This window comes from Pseudomonas sp. PVC-3-1, from assembly GCF_057444315.1.
On the sequence record NZ_CM172023.1, the window covers coordinates 2,749,879 to 2,764,269 of the forward strand.

At 65.8% G+C, this 14,391-nt stretch carries 14 protein-coding genes and 3 tRNA genes; 4 read left to right on the forward strand and 13 right to left on the reverse strand.

Annotated elements, in window-relative coordinates:
- Positions 1 to 117 precede the first annotated feature (117 nt).
- The 3 genes from AC2T4A_RS12925 to AC2T4A_RS12935 all read right to left on the reverse strand — a co-directional run bounded on the left by AC2T4A_RS12925 (position 118) and on the right by AC2T4A_RS12935 (position 2,253).
- On the reverse strand, positions 118 to 984 hold the full coding sequence (locus AC2T4A_RS12925; RefSeq protein ID WP_478379364.1) for a DMT family transporter: 867 nt from the start codon (positions 982 to 984) through the stop codon (positions 118 to 120).
- 87 nt (positions 985 to 1,071) lie between these two features.
- Entirely contained in the window at positions 1,072 to 1,413 is a 342-nt protein-coding gene (locus AC2T4A_RS12930; protein WP_416745279.1) for a tRNA-binding protein, read from the reverse strand.
- Positions 1,414 to 1,488: 75 nt separating this feature from the next.
- Positions 1,489 to 2,253, reverse strand: coding sequence for a helix-turn-helix transcriptional regulator (locus AC2T4A_RS12935; RefSeq protein WP_416745278.1), 765 nt, complete (start codon positions 2,251 to 2,253; stop codon positions 1,489 to 1,491).
- Positions 2,254 to 2,390: 137 nt separating this feature from the next.
- On the opposite strand from AC2T4A_RS12935, the gene AC2T4A_RS12940 reads away from it, so the two are divergent.
- Both AC2T4A_RS12940 and AC2T4A_RS12945 read left to right on the forward strand, forming a co-directional pair.
- Entirely contained in the window at positions 2,391 to 3,200 is an 810-nt protein-coding gene (locus AC2T4A_RS12940; protein ID WP_138520370.1) for a UDP-2,3-diacylglucosamine diphosphatase, read from the forward strand.
- Entirely contained in the window at positions 3,197 to 4,228 is a 1,032-nt protein-coding gene (locus AC2T4A_RS12945; protein WP_486743449.1) for a glycosyltransferase family 4 protein, read from the forward strand. Before AC2T4A_RS12940 ends, AC2T4A_RS12945 begins: the two co-directional genes overlap by 4 nt.
- Here the strand turns inward: AC2T4A_RS12945 and AC2T4A_RS12950 are convergent, their stop codons facing one another.
- The gene (locus AC2T4A_RS12950) at positions 4,229 to 4,477 is read right to left on the reverse strand and encodes a hypothetical protein (protein ID WP_192430399.1); all 249 of its coding nucleotides are present in this window, start codon (positions 4,475 to 4,477) and stop codon (positions 4,229 to 4,231) included.
- 215 nt (positions 4,478 to 4,692) lie between these two features.
- Here AC2T4A_RS12950 and AC2T4A_RS12955 point away from each other — a divergent pair, with 215 nt between their 5' ends.
- A complete protein-coding gene (locus AC2T4A_RS12955; RefSeq protein ID WP_486743450.1) occupies positions 4,693 to 5,826 on the forward strand; it encodes a GNAT family N-acetyltransferase in 1,134 nt (377 codons plus the stop codon).
- A 120-nt stretch (positions 5,827 to 5,946) separates the two neighbouring features.
- Here AC2T4A_RS12955 and AC2T4A_RS12960 read toward each other — a convergent pair whose 3' ends face one another.
- The 6 genes from AC2T4A_RS12960 to AC2T4A_RS12985 form a co-directional block, all read right to left on the reverse strand.
- Positions 5,947 to 6,510: a cytochrome b gene (locus tag AC2T4A_RS12960; protein WP_416745274.1), complete on the reverse strand. Its 564-nt coding sequence runs from the start codon at positions 6,508 to 6,510 to the stop codon at positions 5,947 to 5,949.
- 141 nt (positions 6,511 to 6,651) lie between these two features.
- The gene (locus tag AC2T4A_RS12965) at positions 6,652 to 7,926 is read right to left on the reverse strand and encodes a virulence factor family protein (RefSeq protein WP_486743451.1); all 1,275 of its coding nucleotides are present in this window, start codon (positions 7,924 to 7,926) and stop codon (positions 6,652 to 6,654) included.
- A gap of 1 nt (position 7,927) precedes the next feature.
- Positions 7,928 to 10,570: a bifunctional lysylphosphatidylglycerol flippase/synthetase MprF gene (mprF, locus tag AC2T4A_RS12970; protein WP_486743452.1), complete on the reverse strand. Its 2,643-nt coding sequence runs from the start codon at positions 10,568 to 10,570 to the stop codon at positions 7,928 to 7,930.
- 164 nt (positions 10,571 to 10,734) lie between these two features.
- Positions 10,735 to 10,811, reverse strand: a tRNA-Met gene (locus AC2T4A_RS12975).
- Positions 10,812 to 10,928: 117 nt separating this feature from the next.
- A tRNA-Met gene (locus AC2T4A_RS12980) sits at positions 10,929 to 11,005 on the reverse strand.
- Between the two features lie 116 nt (positions 11,006 to 11,121).
- A tRNA-Met gene (locus tag AC2T4A_RS12985) sits at positions 11,122 to 11,198 on the reverse strand.
- Between the two features lie 279 nt (positions 11,199 to 11,477).
- Between AC2T4A_RS12985 and dinB the strand changes: the two genes are divergently transcribed.
- Positions 11,478 to 12,476, forward strand: a complete 999-nt coding sequence (dinB, locus tag AC2T4A_RS12990) for a DNA polymerase IV (RefSeq protein ID WP_486743679.1) — start codon at positions 11,478 to 11,480, stop codon at positions 12,474 to 12,476.
- Positions 12,477 to 12,493: 17 nt separating this feature from the next.
- Here dinB and AC2T4A_RS12995 read toward each other — a convergent pair whose 3' ends face one another.
- The 3 genes from AC2T4A_RS12995 to AC2T4A_RS13005 form a co-directional block, all read right to left on the reverse strand.
- Positions 12,494 to 12,892, reverse strand: a complete 399-nt coding sequence (locus tag AC2T4A_RS12995; protein WP_486743453.1) for an META domain-containing protein — start codon at positions 12,890 to 12,892, stop codon at positions 12,494 to 12,496.
- A complete protein-coding gene (locus AC2T4A_RS13000; RefSeq protein WP_416745270.1) occupies positions 12,889 to 13,329 on the reverse strand; it encodes a hypothetical protein in 441 nt (146 codons plus the stop codon). Before AC2T4A_RS13000 ends, AC2T4A_RS12995 begins: the two co-directional genes overlap by 4 nt.
- Before the next feature lie 62 nt (positions 13,330 to 13,391).
- The gene (locus tag AC2T4A_RS13005) at positions 13,392 to 14,381 is read right to left on the reverse strand and encodes a 2-hydroxyacid dehydrogenase (RefSeq protein WP_486743454.1); all 990 of its coding nucleotides are present in this window, start codon (positions 14,379 to 14,381) and stop codon (positions 13,392 to 13,394) included.
- Positions 14,382 to 14,391 lie beyond the last annotated feature (10 nt).

Genomic DNA, 14,391 nt, shown 5'->3' on the forward strand with positions numbered 1-14,391 from the left:
GGCGGCCTTCTTTTTGTCTCACGCACCGCTTGAGGCTCTTGTAGGAGCGAGCTTGCTCGCGAACCGCTTGGCAGCGGAGCAAGGCTTGTTCGCGAGCAAGCTCGCTCCTACAGGTCGCTAATGCGAGCCGCGTGCGCTGAGGAAGGTCGCGAAGATAATCAGCGCGCCACCTGCCAGCATCCGTGCACTCGGCTCTTCGCCGAACAGCATGGCGGCGAAGGCGATGCCGTAGACAGGCTCCAGGGCGAAGATCACCGCCGCCGTACGGGCCTTGATCAGCCGCAGGCTGGCGACGAACAGGCTGTGGGCGACACCGGTACAGAGCACGCCCAGCGCGACCAGCCAGAGCCAGTCCATGCCGCGGACCGAGGGCAGGTCGAACAGCACCAGTGGCAGCAGGCAGGCGATGATCGTCAGGTTCTGGCACAGCGCTGCCTGGATCGGGTCGATGCCGCGCACGCTCACCCGGTTGGCCAGCGACAGCAGCGCGAACAGCAGTCCGGAGAGGGTGCCCCAGAGCAGGCCGGCGGTGGCTCCGTCGCGCAGGTCCAGGGTCGGCGTGACCATTACCAGGCCGATGCACACCAGCGCCACCACCAGGTACTCGCCCTTGCGGATGCGTTCGCGGAACAGCAGCCCCTCCAGCAACACGGTAAAGGCCGGGAAGCTGGCGAAGCCGAGGGTGGCGACGGCGACGTTGCCCACCTTCACCGCGAGGAAGAAGGTCAGCCAATGCGTACACAGCAGCACGCCGCCGCCCAGCAGCATGGCGGCCTGCTTCAGCGTGGGTCGCTTCTGTTGGCGCAGGTGCCCGGCGAACACCGCCGCCAGCGACAGCGAGCCGAACAGTGCGCGGCCGAAGACGATGATCAACGGGCCGGCGAGGATGAGTTTGCCGAAGATGCCTGACAGCCCGAACATCAGGGCGCCGATGTGCAGGCCGATCAGAGCGCCGCGGGGAGTGAGCTGGGTAATGCGATTCATGCCGGACCCCCCGCCGACTGCGCTGGCGGGGCCTTGACTGGAAGTGGAAAGGCGCGCCGGATCAGCCGGCGCGCGGTGAAACGAACGTCAGGCCAGCCGCGCGCCATTGGGCAGCGGCTTGTCGAAGCCTGCCAGCACCACCTTCTCGTCGCTGTCGTAGGCGCCAGTGATCAGCACTTCCGAGCGCACGCCGGCGATGGACTTGGGCTCGAAGTTGCACACGCACAGCACCTGGCGGCCGATCAGTTCGTTGGCTTCATAGTGGGCGGTGATTTGCGCGCTGGAGGTCTTGATGCCCAGCGGGCCGAGGTCGACCTGGAGGATGTAGGCGGGCTTGCGCGCCTTCACGTTGGGTTCGGCCTGGACGATGGTGCCCACGCGCAGTTCGACGCGTTCGAAATCCTTCCATTCGATGGTGTCTGCCGACATTGCTGCTCCCGTTGGGGTTGCTCGGTTCGATGGCCGGCAGTCTAGGCCCTGGGCGCGCGGCTGTCTGTCGCGCGGCTAGCGGGAATTGTCGCGTGCCTGCTGGCGCAGTTGCCGTGGCGTGGTGCCGAACTGGCGGACGAGGGCGGCGGTGAAGGCGCTCTGTGAGGCGTAACCGACCTGTGCGGCGATTTCGCCGACCGATTGATGCGAACCGCGCAGCAGATCGCGGCCCAGTTGCAGGCGGCGCTGGCGTACATAGTCCATGGGTGTCTGCCCGGTTTCGGCGAGGAAGCGGGCATGGAAGCGTGCGGCGGACAGCCCGGCGAGCCGAGCCAGGTCGGCCACCTGCAATGGGTGCGCGGCGTGGCGGTCGATGTAACTGTCGAGGCTGGCCAGTGGCAGCTGCACCGGTTCCTCGATGCGCTGTTGGCCGGCGGCGAGGCTGGCCAGCAGCAGGATCGCGCCCTGGCGGGCCAGCACCGGGTCGTGCAGCGGGCTGCCGGCAAGCCAGTGCACCAACTGCGCCTGGTCATTGCTGAGCAGGCGTTGGCCGGGGGTTTCCAGCAGGCGGCGGCCGGCGTCTGAATGCAGGCCCAGGCCGCCGAGCAGGTCTTCTTCATCCTCCAGATCCACGACCAGGCAGCGGCTGCCGTCGGGGCTGGCGCAGGCGTGGTGTTCTTCGCGCGGGACCACGGCGAACGTCTGCCGGGTCACCAGGCTGCCGCGGCCACCGACTTCGAAATCCAGGCTGCCGGACAGCCCCAGCACCAGCTGCGCATGGCTGTGGCTATGGGCGAGGTGGTCGTGGCTGTAATGGCGCAGGGAAAGAATCCGGCTCATGCAAGGTGGCTTTCAAGCTGGCGGGCAGGTTGCCAGTCTAGCGCGCCGCGGGCTGTAACGGGACTGTCGCCAGTCGGTCATGTGGACTTCACCGCGAGCGCCGACACTCGGAGAAACCCCACTGGAGGTCGCCGACGATGAGCAGCGCACAACGCATGACGCCGACGAAGAAACAACGGGTACGGACCCTGTGGATATCCGACGTCCACCTCGGTACCCGCGACTGCCAGGCCGAGCACCTGGCCGGCTTCCTCAAGCGCTACCACGCCGACCGCATCTACCTGGTGGGCGACATCATCGACGGCTGGAAGCTGCGCGGCGGCATCTACTGGCCGCAGGCGCACACCAACGTGATTCGCCGCCTGCTGACCATGAGCAAGCGCGGCACCGAGGTGATCTACGTCACCGGCAACCACGATGAGTTCCTGCGCCGCTATTCCTCGCTGCTGCTGGGCAACATCCGTCTGGTCGACGAAATCGTCCACACCACCGCAGACGGCCGCCAGTTGCTGGTGATCCACGGCGACCAGTTCGACGTCATCACCCGCTACCACCGCTGGCTGGCTTTCCTCGGTGACTCTGCCTACGAATTCACCCTGACCCTGAACCGCTGGCTCAACCACTGGCGCAGCCGCTATGGCTACGGGTACTGGTCGCTGTCGGCGTACCTCAAGCACAAGGTGAAGACAGCGGTGAACTTCATCAGCGACTTCGAGGAAGCCATCGCCCACGAAGTGCACAAGCGCGGCCTCAACGGCGTGGTCTGTGGGCACATTCACCATGCGGAAATCCGCCAGATCGGCGAGGTGGAATACCTCAACTGCGGCGACTGGGTGGAATCCTGCTCGGCGCTGATCGAGCATTGGGACGGCAGCATCCAGCTCTACCGACTGGCCGAGGAGCAGGCCCGCGCCGAAGAGCCAGTGGTGGTCGAGTCGGCGGCATGAGGCTGCTGATCGTCACCGATGCCTGGCTGCCGCAGGTCAACGGCGTGGTCACCAGCCTGAAGGCGCTGGTGGCCGAGCTGGAAACACTGGGTCACGCGGTCGGCCTGATGACCCCGCAGGATTTTCGTCACCGCCCGTGCCCGAGCTATCCGGAGATCCCGCTGGCGTGGGACTTATGGACGCTGGGTGAGAAGATCACCCACTTCGCTCCCGACTGCGTTCACCTCGCCACCGAAGGTCCGCTGGGCTGGGCCGCGCGGCGCTGGCTGATGCGCCGGGGGCTGAAGTTCACCAGCGCAATCCACACGCGCTTTCCCGAATATGTGAACACCCGCTGGCCCTGGCTCCCGCTGGGCTGGGGCTATGCCTTCCTGCGGCGTTTCCACGCACCGAGCCAAGCCGTGCTGGTGAGCAGCGAGCGCATGCGGGGCGCTTTCGCCGATCACGCTTTCGACCACCTCGTGCTGTGGCGCAAGGGCGTGGATATCCAGTGCTTCCAGCCGGGGGAGGGCGTGCCGAGTGATGATCCCGTATTCCTCTATGTCGGTCGCCTGGCGCGGGAGAAGAACCTCGAGGCCTTTCTCGCCCTGGACCTGCCGGGACACAAGCGCGTGGTGGGCGACGGCCCGCAGCGCGCCGAGTTGGAGGCGTCTTATCCACAGGTGCAATTCCTCGGCTATCGCCATGGCGATGAGCTGGCCAATACCTACCGTAGCGCCAGCGTGCTGGTGTTCCCGTCGCTGACCGACACCCTTGGCCTGGTGATGTATGAGGCGCTGGCATGCGGCACGCCAGTGGCGGCGTTCCCGGTGGCGGGACCGTTGGATGTACTGGAACAGGACGTGACCGGGGTGATGGACGCCGATCTGCGCAGCGCCTGCCTGCAGGCACTGAAGTTGGACCGCCAGGCCTGCGCGCAATGGGCTCGCGGGCAGACCTGGCTGGCATCGGCACATGAATTCCTGGCGCTTCAGGTGCGCCTGTCGCAGATACCGGTCAGTGAAGAGCCGGGCTACGTGAACGGCTGATCAGAACAGTTGGCGGTCGTGGTCCAGGCTCTGGTCCACCAGCCATTTACCGTGGGCGATGGAGGCGTGCTGGGCTTTCTGCAGGTCCGACATGAAGGCGAATTCAACCGGCAGTGTCTTGCGCTTGGTGGTCTGTCCGTCCGGTGCGGTGATGTGGCAGCCGGCGGCCCAGGGAGTGGGGATGCCGGGGTGTTCGACGACATCGGCAGTGATGGTGTACTTGCGGTACTCGCATTGCATCAGGCTCATGGGGCGTCCTCCTGGCGGTTCGCCAAAGGCCCGGAACGGGCGGATGGCGAGCGGAACGGTGCTGGCGTCATGCGCCGGCAAGCCTTCTCAGCCCCCAACATAGACCACCCCACCAGGCCTTTCCGCCGGATACCGACGAACGTGAATGTCAGCTTCGCCGGAGATTTCCCGCGCGAATCTTCCCAACACCCGCGCGGCGCGCCAGACTGTCGGCCATGCCAATTCAGACCCTTTCCCGTCTTGCCGAAGTCGACGCCCGCCAGTGGGACGCCCTGTTGCTGGACGATCAGCCGTTCCTGCGTCACGTCTTTCTCTGCGCCCTGGAAGAGAGCGGCAGCGTCGGTGGGCGTACTGGCTGGAAGCCGTCCCATCGTGTGCTGCTGGGCGATGATGGCCGCCTGCTCGCCGCCGCACCGGCCTATCTGAAAAGCCATTCCTACGGCGAGTACGTATTCGACTGGAGCTGGGCGGATGCCTGCCTGCGCGCTGGTATTCCCTACTACCCCAAGTTGCTGGTGGGCATTCCCTTCACGCCGGTGGGCGGCGCACGGTTGCTGGGAACGCCGGAAGCGGCGCTGAGCCTGGTCGGCGCCCTGGCAGGGGAGGTGGACGAAGGGCATTGCTCCGGCGTGCACGTGAACTTCACCGATCCTGCCGCCGATGCGCTGCTGCGTGACGCCGATGGTTGGCTGGAACGCCTGGGCTGCCAGTACCACTGGAGCAACCGCGGCTATCGCGACTTCCAGGACTACCTCGACGCGCTCAGCTCGCGCAAGCGCAAGCAGTTGCGCAAGGAGCGCGAGCAGGTCGCCGGGCTCGGGCTGGATTTCATCTGGATGGAAGGGCGCGAGCTCTCCGAGGCGCATTGGGACTTCGTCTACGCCTGCTACAGCAGTACCTATGAGGTGCGCGGGCAGGCGCCTTACCTGAGTCGCGAATTCTTCAGCCTGATCGGTGAGCGTATGCCCGAGGCGATACGCGTGGTTTTCGCTCACCAGAATGGCCGGCCGGTGGCCATGGGCTTCAGCCTGCTGGGCGGCGACACGCTGTATGGCCGCTACTGGGGTTGCCTGGCGGAATTCGACCGCCTGCACTTCGAGACCTGTTTCTACCAGGGCCTGGATTTTGCCATTAGCCACGGCCTGAAACGCTTCGACGCCGGGGCGCAGGGCGAGCACAAGCTTATCCGTGGCTTCGAGCCGGTGATCACGCGCTCCTGGCACCGCCTGGGGCATCCGGGGCTGCGTGACGCGGTGGCGGAGTTCCTGGTGGGGGAGCGGGCGGGCATCCTGGCCTACGCCGAAGAGGCCCGCACCGCACTGCCATACCGGCAGGGGGATTCCGTGTAGGAGAGGACTTTGTCCGCGATCGTTTTGCGGCCGCTCAGGCCAATCCGGAAGCGCGGCCAGCCGATCGCGGACGGAGTCCGCTCCTACGGGGAGCTGGCAGCATGGGCCTTGCGCGGGCCGTCACTCCGGCTTCGCCTCACCCTTGCCCGGCAGCATCCGCACCAGGGTGTTGTCGCGGCTGATGTAGTGGTGGAACAGCGCCGCCAGGGCGTGGATGCCGATCAGCCAGTAGCCGAGCACGGCAATGGTCTCGTGCCAGTACTTCACTTGCTTGGCCAGGTCCGGGTTCTTGTCCACCAGGTGCGGCAGCTCCATGCCCCAGAACGGCACCGGCTTGTCGGCGGCGCTGAGGATGATCCAGCCGGCCAGCGGCAGGCCGATCATCAGGCCGTAGAGCGCCAGGTGCGCAAGCTTGGCCAGCGCCATCTGCCAGACCGGTGGTGCCGGGACGATCGGCGGGGTGGGGTAGATGAAGCGGCCGATGATGCGCAGCCAGACCAGTACGAAGACGCTCAGGCCGAGCATGAAGTGCCATTGGGAGAACAGCGCGCGGGTGTCGCTGCCTTTGGGGAAGTTGGTGCGGTACTCCATGCAGAAGTACGTGGCGGCGATCAGCACCAGCATTATCCAGTGCATGGCTATGGACAGGCTGCCATAGCGGGACGGGGTCTTGGACAGGCTCATGACGGTTCCTTGTTTGGCTCGGAGTCGTGACGCTCCGTTCTGGCGACGGGGCTGTCAGTCTCAGCATAGAGCCTTAACCCTGCCTGAAAAACCGTGAAGGCAAAGTGAAAGGGCCGCAATGTGCGGCCCTTTTGACGTCGGTCAGCCTTCGTCGTCGGCTGACTGGCGGGAGCGGATGGCGTTCACCAGTCGTTTGGCCAGCGCCGGGTAGTCCTCGTCGAAGTGGTGCCCGCCGGGCAGCTGCAGGTTTTCACCCACGGCCTGGGGCTGTGTGCAGCCGCTCTCGTCCTTCTCCTCGATGCCGTACACGCAGAGCACCTTGGGCCCGGGCAGACGGGCCATTTCCGGGCCTGTGGAGGCTTCCTGGCCGGCCTTGCCGAGCCAGCCCTGCACCTCGATCTCGAAGCTGCCGCTGCGGGCGAAGGCCAGCAGGATTACCGAGCTGACGTCCTTCTTGGCGTCCGCCGGCAGGCGGTTGTAGATCGCCGGCAGCACGTCGGCGCCAAAGGAATAGCCGGCCAGCACGAAGTGCTTGGCGCCCCATTTCTCGCGATAGTGCTGCATCAGCACGGCGAGATCGGCGGCGCTCTGTTCCGGGGTCTTGTGCTCCCAGAAGTAGCGCAGGGCATCCACGCCCACCACCGGGTAGCCCAGCTCGGCCATCTGCGCGGCAACGTCGCGGTCCAGGTCGCGCCAGCCGCCATCGCCCGAATAGAACAGGGTGACGGTTTCCGAGGGCTTGGCGGCCGGGACTTCCACCACCGGCACGTTGTCGCCGCCGCCTTGCAGCTGCTGGCGCAGTTGATCGGCGAGGACCTTGGGCAGCGGGGTGTCGTAATCGCTGATCACCGTCTCGGCGTTCTTCAGACCGCGGGCAAAGCGCGCGCTGGCGTCGTCCGGGTTGTCATTCCAGGCGGCCAGCCAGTGGCCGTGGGCGGCAGTCGTCGGCAGCGGGGTGGCGGCGCAGTCGGGCTTCTCCAGGGAGAACCCGACCGACAGGGCCTTGGCCTTGTCGTCGGTCTGCCCGGCGAGCCAGCGGAACGCCCAGGCGCTGCCAGGACCAATGCCGGCAACCAGGGTCGGCTGGCCGTCGAGCAGCTCGCTGGCAGCCTTGATACGGGCCTGCTGGGTGGCGCAGTCCTTGTCCGGGAAGACGAACTGCACCACGCGGGCCCCGCTGTCGTGAGCCAGGGCCAACAACTGGCCGTCGTCGAGTTTCTGGTCGGCCTGCACGGCCAGCAGTACACGGGCGTTCGGTTGCTTGCCGGGGATGGCCAGTGCGACGGCGCTGCCGTCGGCGAGCTGGCGGTGTTCGAGGGAAGCCTGGGAAGCCGGGCGGCTCCACAGCAGCAGACCCACGGCGATGATGATCAGCAGGAGGAGGGCGAGCAGGTGTCGCCAGCGTCGTTTCAACATATCAGCGTTTTACCAATCCACTCAGGCCGCCTGCGATGAGGGCGGCCGTATCGGCCAGGGCCACCAGCGGATCCAGTCCGGCGGGCACGGCCAGGTAACGGGGTTCCCAGTCGGGCTGGAACTTGTCCTTGAAGCGCCGCAGCCCCTGGAAATTGTAGAACTGCTCACCCCGGCGAAAAACCAGCGCGCCGAGACGTTGGGTCAGCGGGGCGCCACGGCGCGGCTGCAAGCCGGCCAGGGGCACCATGCCGAGGCTGAAGCGGGTGTGCCCGCTCTCCTTGTAATGCAGGATCAGGCCGAGCATGAGGAACTCCATGGTCAGCTTGGGTGCGTCGGGGGCCACGCGCATCAGGTCGATGCTCGCCAGTTCCTTGCCGGAGGTTTCCAGCAGGTTGGCAAAGGCCACGGCGCGGCCCTGGAAGCGGACCACGACGATGCGGAAATAATGCAGGTATTCGGGCGTGAAGCGGCCGAGGGAGAAGCCCTTCTCGCGGACGTTCTTGCCGGCCAGCCAGGCATCGGAGATCGCGCGCAGCTCATCCATCGGCGCGTGGCCGGCGTCATGGAACTCCAGGCTCAGGCCGTCGCGCTGGCCGCGGTTCCAGGTGTAGCGCAGGTCTTTCATCTCCTTGCCCTTGCTCTCCAGGTCGAAGCGGCGCAGATCGACGCGCGCCTCCTCGCCGAGCTTGAGCGCGGTCAGACCGATGTCCATGTACAGCGGCAGGTTCTCCGCACGCACCTGGTAGAACACCGGGCGCGCGTGGTGCAGGTCGCACAGGTCGCGGAATTGCCAGATCAGTTCGGCGCGGGCCTGGGCCGGGCCAACCGGATCGAACAGCGCCACCAGGCTGCGGCCACGGCGGGCGTACATCAGGAAGGCGTCGTTGCCCTCATGGAAGAGCAGCGCCTTGTCGCCGGACAGGGCCAGGCCGCCGTCGGGTTGCGCGGAATTGGCCAGGATGCCGGCGGCAGTATCCAGCTCCTCGCGAGTGGGCGCATGGATTGCCGGCGGCGCGGTGCGCAGCAGCCAGTACAGCGCCAGGGCGGCCAGCAGCAGGCAGCTGCCCAGGGCTGCACGCAGGCCGCGGGGGGCATCGGCGTCCAGGGCGAACTGCCACCAGAGTTCGTGACTGTAGGGCACGTCCTGGTAGGCGAACAGCAACAGCCAGATCGACGCGGCGATAACGCAGGCCGCCGCGCCCAGGTAGATCGGCGAGAACGGCAGGTCCATCAGGCGGCTGCGGCGGTAGAAGGCGCTGCGGAAGATCACCAGCAGGCCGGCGGTGAAGCTGAGGATCAGCGCTTCCTCCCAGTCGAAGCCCTTGAGCAGCGACAGCGCCGCGCCGGCGATCAGCAGGCCGATCGTCAGCGCCCAGGCGGCAGACAGGCGGCGACGCAGCCCGTAGGCGAGCAGCAGGCAGAGCACGCCGATCAGACTGGCGGCCAGATGCGAGGCATCGATCAGGCGGTGCGGCACGAGGAAGCCGACTTCGTCCAGGCGGGTATCGATGGAGGGCGTGGCGCCGGAGAACAGCAGCACGATGCCGGAGATGAATACCAGCAGCGAAAGGATCTGCGCGGCGAAGCCTGAGGTGATGCGTACCGCCTGCTTGGCCACCAGGATGCGCCGTGCTTCGAGGAACAGCAGCAGCAGGCAGGCGGCAATCAGTGGCAGCACCACATAGATCAGGCGGTACAGCAGCAGCGCGGCGGCCAGCGGGGCGGCGCCCAGTTGGTTGGCGAATGCCGCGAGCAACACCGCTTCGAACACGCCGACGCCACCCGGTACGTGGCTGAGCACGCCAGCGGCCAGGGCGATCAGGTACACCAGCAGGAAGGCGCCGAAGGGCGGCGCCTCCGGCAGCAGCAGATAGAGCACGGTGGCGGCGGCGGCGACGTCCAGCGCGGTGATCACCAGTTGCAGCAGCGAAAGGCGCAGGCCCGGCAGGCGCAGTGTGCGGCGGCCGAAACGGACCAGGTGGCTGTCGGGTGAAGGCTGCTCCGGCAGGCGGCGGCGTTCGATGGCCACGACCAGCAGCAGGCAGAAGCCGATGATGCCCAGCGCCAGCACGGCGACCAGCCACTGTGGCAGGTGCAGGGCCAGGGAGGCGTCGGAGAGATCGCTCAGCGCGGCGAGCGCCGCCAGCACTGGCAGGGCGCAGCCCAGCGACAGGCTGGCGAACAGCGTCATCAGCGCGACGTCGCCTGCGCCCAGGCCCTGGCGGGCATACAGGCGATAGCGCACCGAACCGCCCGAGAGCATCGACAGGCCCACGGCATTGCCGATGGCGAACGCCGCGAAGCCCCCGGTCAGCAGTGCTGGCACGGGCAGCTTCACGCCGGCGAAGCGGCTGGCCGACCATTCGTAGCCGAGCAGGAATATGAAGCCGACCACGGTGGCGGCAAAGGCACCGAACAGTGCGGTGCTGGGCACGTCGAGCAACGCGTCGTGCAGGGAATAGGCGTCGATGTCGCGCAGCAGGTGATAGCAGGCGATCAGCGCCAGGCTGAACAGAACCAGGGTTACGCCCAGGCCGAGTGCCTGGCGATTGCTGTTGATCCAGTCGAGCCAGGCCGCTCGTGGCGCGACGTCTTCGGCGGCAGGTGCAGCGGGTGTATCAGGTGTGGCGGGGTTGGCGCTCATCGGGCACCTCAATCGATTTAGCGCGACAGAGTAGGGGCACTGACGCGAATTCCCAAGTCCCCGGAAGAGTATTTTCCCGATCCGTGAGACGCCACCCGTGGGCGATCAATTTTTCCGGCACAACGAAAAAAGCCACTCCTAAGAGTGGCTTTCTTCTTGGTGTCTGGTTGCGGGAGCAGGATTTGAACCTACGACCTTCGGGTTATGAGCCCGACGAGCTACCAGACTGCTCCATCCCGCGGCGGCAATTCTACGGATATGAAGCGTGGTGTCAAACGATATTTTCGTTTTCGATCAAAGATTTAAATGCGCGCAAGCGAAAAAGGGCCACTCCGAAGAGTGACCCTTTTTCTGTGTCTGGTTGCGGGAGCAGGATTTGAACCTACGACCTTCGGGTTATGAGCCCGACGAGCTACCAGACTGCTCCATCCCGCGGCGGCAATTCTACGGAAATGAAAGCCTCTGTCAATCGATATTTCTGCTTCGATCAATAATTTAAATCGCGCGCAAACGAAAAAGGCCACTCCGAAGAGTGGCCTTTTCACGGTATCTGGTTGCGGGAGCAGGATTTGAACCTACGACCTTCGGGTTATGAGCCCGACGAGCTACCAGACTGCTCCATCCCGCGGCAGCCATTCTACGCCGGTGGGCTTTGGTGTCAATGAAAAAAGAGAAAAAGTGATTTTCTTTCAGATATTTAGCTGAGTGGAAGGGCGACAGGGCAGGTGGCGGCGCGGGGGATTTTCCTGGCTGTGGATAACCGAAGCTGCAGCTTTTTGCATTACCATGGGCGGGATTTCCGCCGCCTGCCCAGGCGGCTTCCGATGGTGATGCAGGCGCCTTCTTCGTGACTCGGCAGAGAAAGATCATCCACATCGATTGCGACTGCTTCTACGCCGCCATCGAGATGCGCGACGACCCGAGCCTTGCGGGCAAACCGCTGGCTGTGGGGGGCTCGCCGGACAAGCGTGGCGTGGTCGCGACCTGCAACTACGAAGCCCGTGCCTACGGCTTGCATTCGGCCATGGCCATGCGCACTGCCGTGAAACTCTGCCCGGACCTCACCATCGTGCGTCCGCGCATGGACGTCTATCGCGAGACCTCGCGGGACATCCACGCGATCTTCCGCGACTACACCGACCAGATCGAGCCGCTATCCCTGGACGAGGCCTATCTCGATGTCAGTGACAGCGAGCGCTGCGGCGGCAGCGCTACGCGTATCGCCCAGGAAATTCGCCAGCGTGTCTGGGAGACTCTGCACATCACGGTGTCTGCCGGGGTGGCGCCGAACAAGTTCATCGCCAAGATCGCCAGCGACTGGCGCAAGCCCAATGGCCTGTTCGTGGTCACGCCCGATGAGGTGGACGGCTTTGTCGCCGAACTGCCGGTGAAGAAGCTGCATGGCGTGGGCAAGGTTACCGCCGAGAAGCTGGCGCGCCTGGGGATTCGCACCTGCGCGGACCTGCGCGATTGGTCGCGGATCCAGCTGGCCAAGGAGTTCGGCAGTTTCGGCGAGCGGCTCTGGGGCTTGTCGCGGGGCGTCGATGACCGGCCGGTGCAGGTGGACAGCCGTCGTCAGTCGATCAGCGTGGAGAACACCTTCGATCAGGACCTGCCGGACCTGGCAGCGTGCCAGGAGGAATTGCCGTCACTGCTGGGCGAACTGGAGCGGCGCATGACGCGCCTGGACACCAGCTACCGGCCGGGCAAGCCATTCATCAAGCTGAAGTTCCACGACTTCACCCAGACCACTCTGGAGCAGGCGGGCGCGGCGCGAGACCTGGAAAGCTACCGGTTACTGCTGGGGCAGGCCTTCCAGCGCGGCAACAAGGCGGTGCGGCTGATCGGCGTGGGCGTGCGCCTGGTCGATCTGCGCGGCGCCCACGAGCAGCTCACGCTCTTCTAGCTCTGGCTAAAAGAGCCTCAGCCTTCGGGCCACATGCGCATGGCGCGGCCGGAGACCGGCCACAGGCGCAGCTCGCCTTCGTCGGTGATGTCCCAGCGTTGCACTTCGCCGAGCATCTTGAGGAACTGCTGTTCCTGCTCCATCACCAGGTCGGCGCACAGCTTGCGGGTGGCGCCGGGCTGGCCGAAGGTCAGTTGCTCGCCCTCGAGCTTGTAGCTGGCGAACCAGTGGTTGCAGCCGGCGCTGCCGTAGGCGCGGCCGTTGCCGTCCAGGGTCAGGCTGATGTGGGTGTAATCGATCAGCGGGCGTTCACCGATCCACTCCACGCGGTAGGCCTGCTCCGCTTCGGGAACCGGCTTGCTTGCACAGCCGGCCACGGCCAGCGCGGCACAGGCGCCGGCGATCAGGGCTTTCATGCGGTCTCCTTGCTCTGGCAATCCGGGCAGAGGTGGCGGTTGCCGACCTTCGTCCATCCGAGTTCGGCGATGCGCAGCTCGGCGGCGGGTTGCTGGGCGGCCTTGCCGAGGGTGGCATCGACGGCGAATTCGAAGTCCAGTGTAGCTTCGCAGCCGTCGCAGTTGACCTTCCATTCATGGATGCCCAGTTCCCGGAAAACCGGGCCCTTGGCCACGGCCATCCACTGCCCCGGCGGGTTGATCAGGTGGCGGACTTTTTCCACTTCCAGGGTCATGCTCAGGCTCTTGCTGCCCTTGAGGCTGACCAGCAGGGTGTCGCCAGCCTTGATCGAGCCACCGATGCCGGTGACCTGGTAACGGCCCGGAGTCAGTGCGCGGCACTCGTTGAGGGTGAATTGCGGGTTGAGCAGGGTGTAGCGGAAATCGTGCTGAGCCATGGGTCCTCCGGGAAAGCGCGGCATTCTAGGGCGCGTGGCGTGCGGATGCGAGTGCCTTCTGCTCAGTTTTTCACCAGGTTGACCGGATTGCCGGCCCGCCAGGCGGCAATGTTGGCCAGGGTGGTCTGGGCGATCCCGGCCAGCGCCTCGCGGGTGAGGAAGGCCTGGTGCGCGGTGATGATCACGTTGGGGAAGGTCAGCAGGCGTGCCAGGACGTCGTCCTGCAGCGGCTGGTCGGAGCGGTCGGCGAAGAATATCTCGGCTTCTTCTTCATAGACGTCCAGGCCCAGGTAGCCCAACTGGCCGCTTTTCAGCGCCTCGATCAGCGCCGGGGTATCCACCAGCGCGCCGCGGCCGGTGTTGATCAGCATGGCGCCGCGCTTCATGCGCGCAAGGCTCTGGGCGTTGATCAGGTGTTTCGTGGCCTCGTTGAGCGGGCAGTGCAGGCTGATGATGTCGGACTGCGCGAGCAGTTCGTCCAGCTCGACGAAGCGCCCGCCCAGGGCCTCGATGGCGTGGTTGGGGTAAGGGTCGTAGGCCAGGATGTGGCAGCCGAAGCCGCTCATGATGCGGGCGAAGACCTCGCCGATCTGGCCGCTGCCGATCACCCCGACGGTACGTCCGTGCAGGTCGAAGCCAGTCAGGCCATGCAGGGAGAAGTCGCCTTCGCGGGTGCGGTTGTAGGCACGGTGAAGGTGCCGGCATAGCGCCAGGACCAATCCCACGCCATGTTCGGCCACGGCGTGGGGCGAATAGGCCGGTACGCGCACCACGGCCAGCCCCAGCGCGTGGGCGGCGGCCAGGTCGACATGGTTGTAGCCAGCCGAGCGCAGGGCGATCAGTTTCGTCCCGCCGGCTGCCAGGTGCTCCAGCACCGGACGCGACAGGTCGTCGTTGACGAAGGGGCAGACCACCTCGAAGCCCATGGCCAGGGCGACGGTGTCCTCGCGCAGCTGCGCCTGCTGGAAATGCAGCTCGAAGCCGAGTCCATGGTTGGCGGCCAGGAAGCTGTCACGGTCGTAGGTCTGATTGCTGAACAGGATGATGCGCATCGCAGGGTCG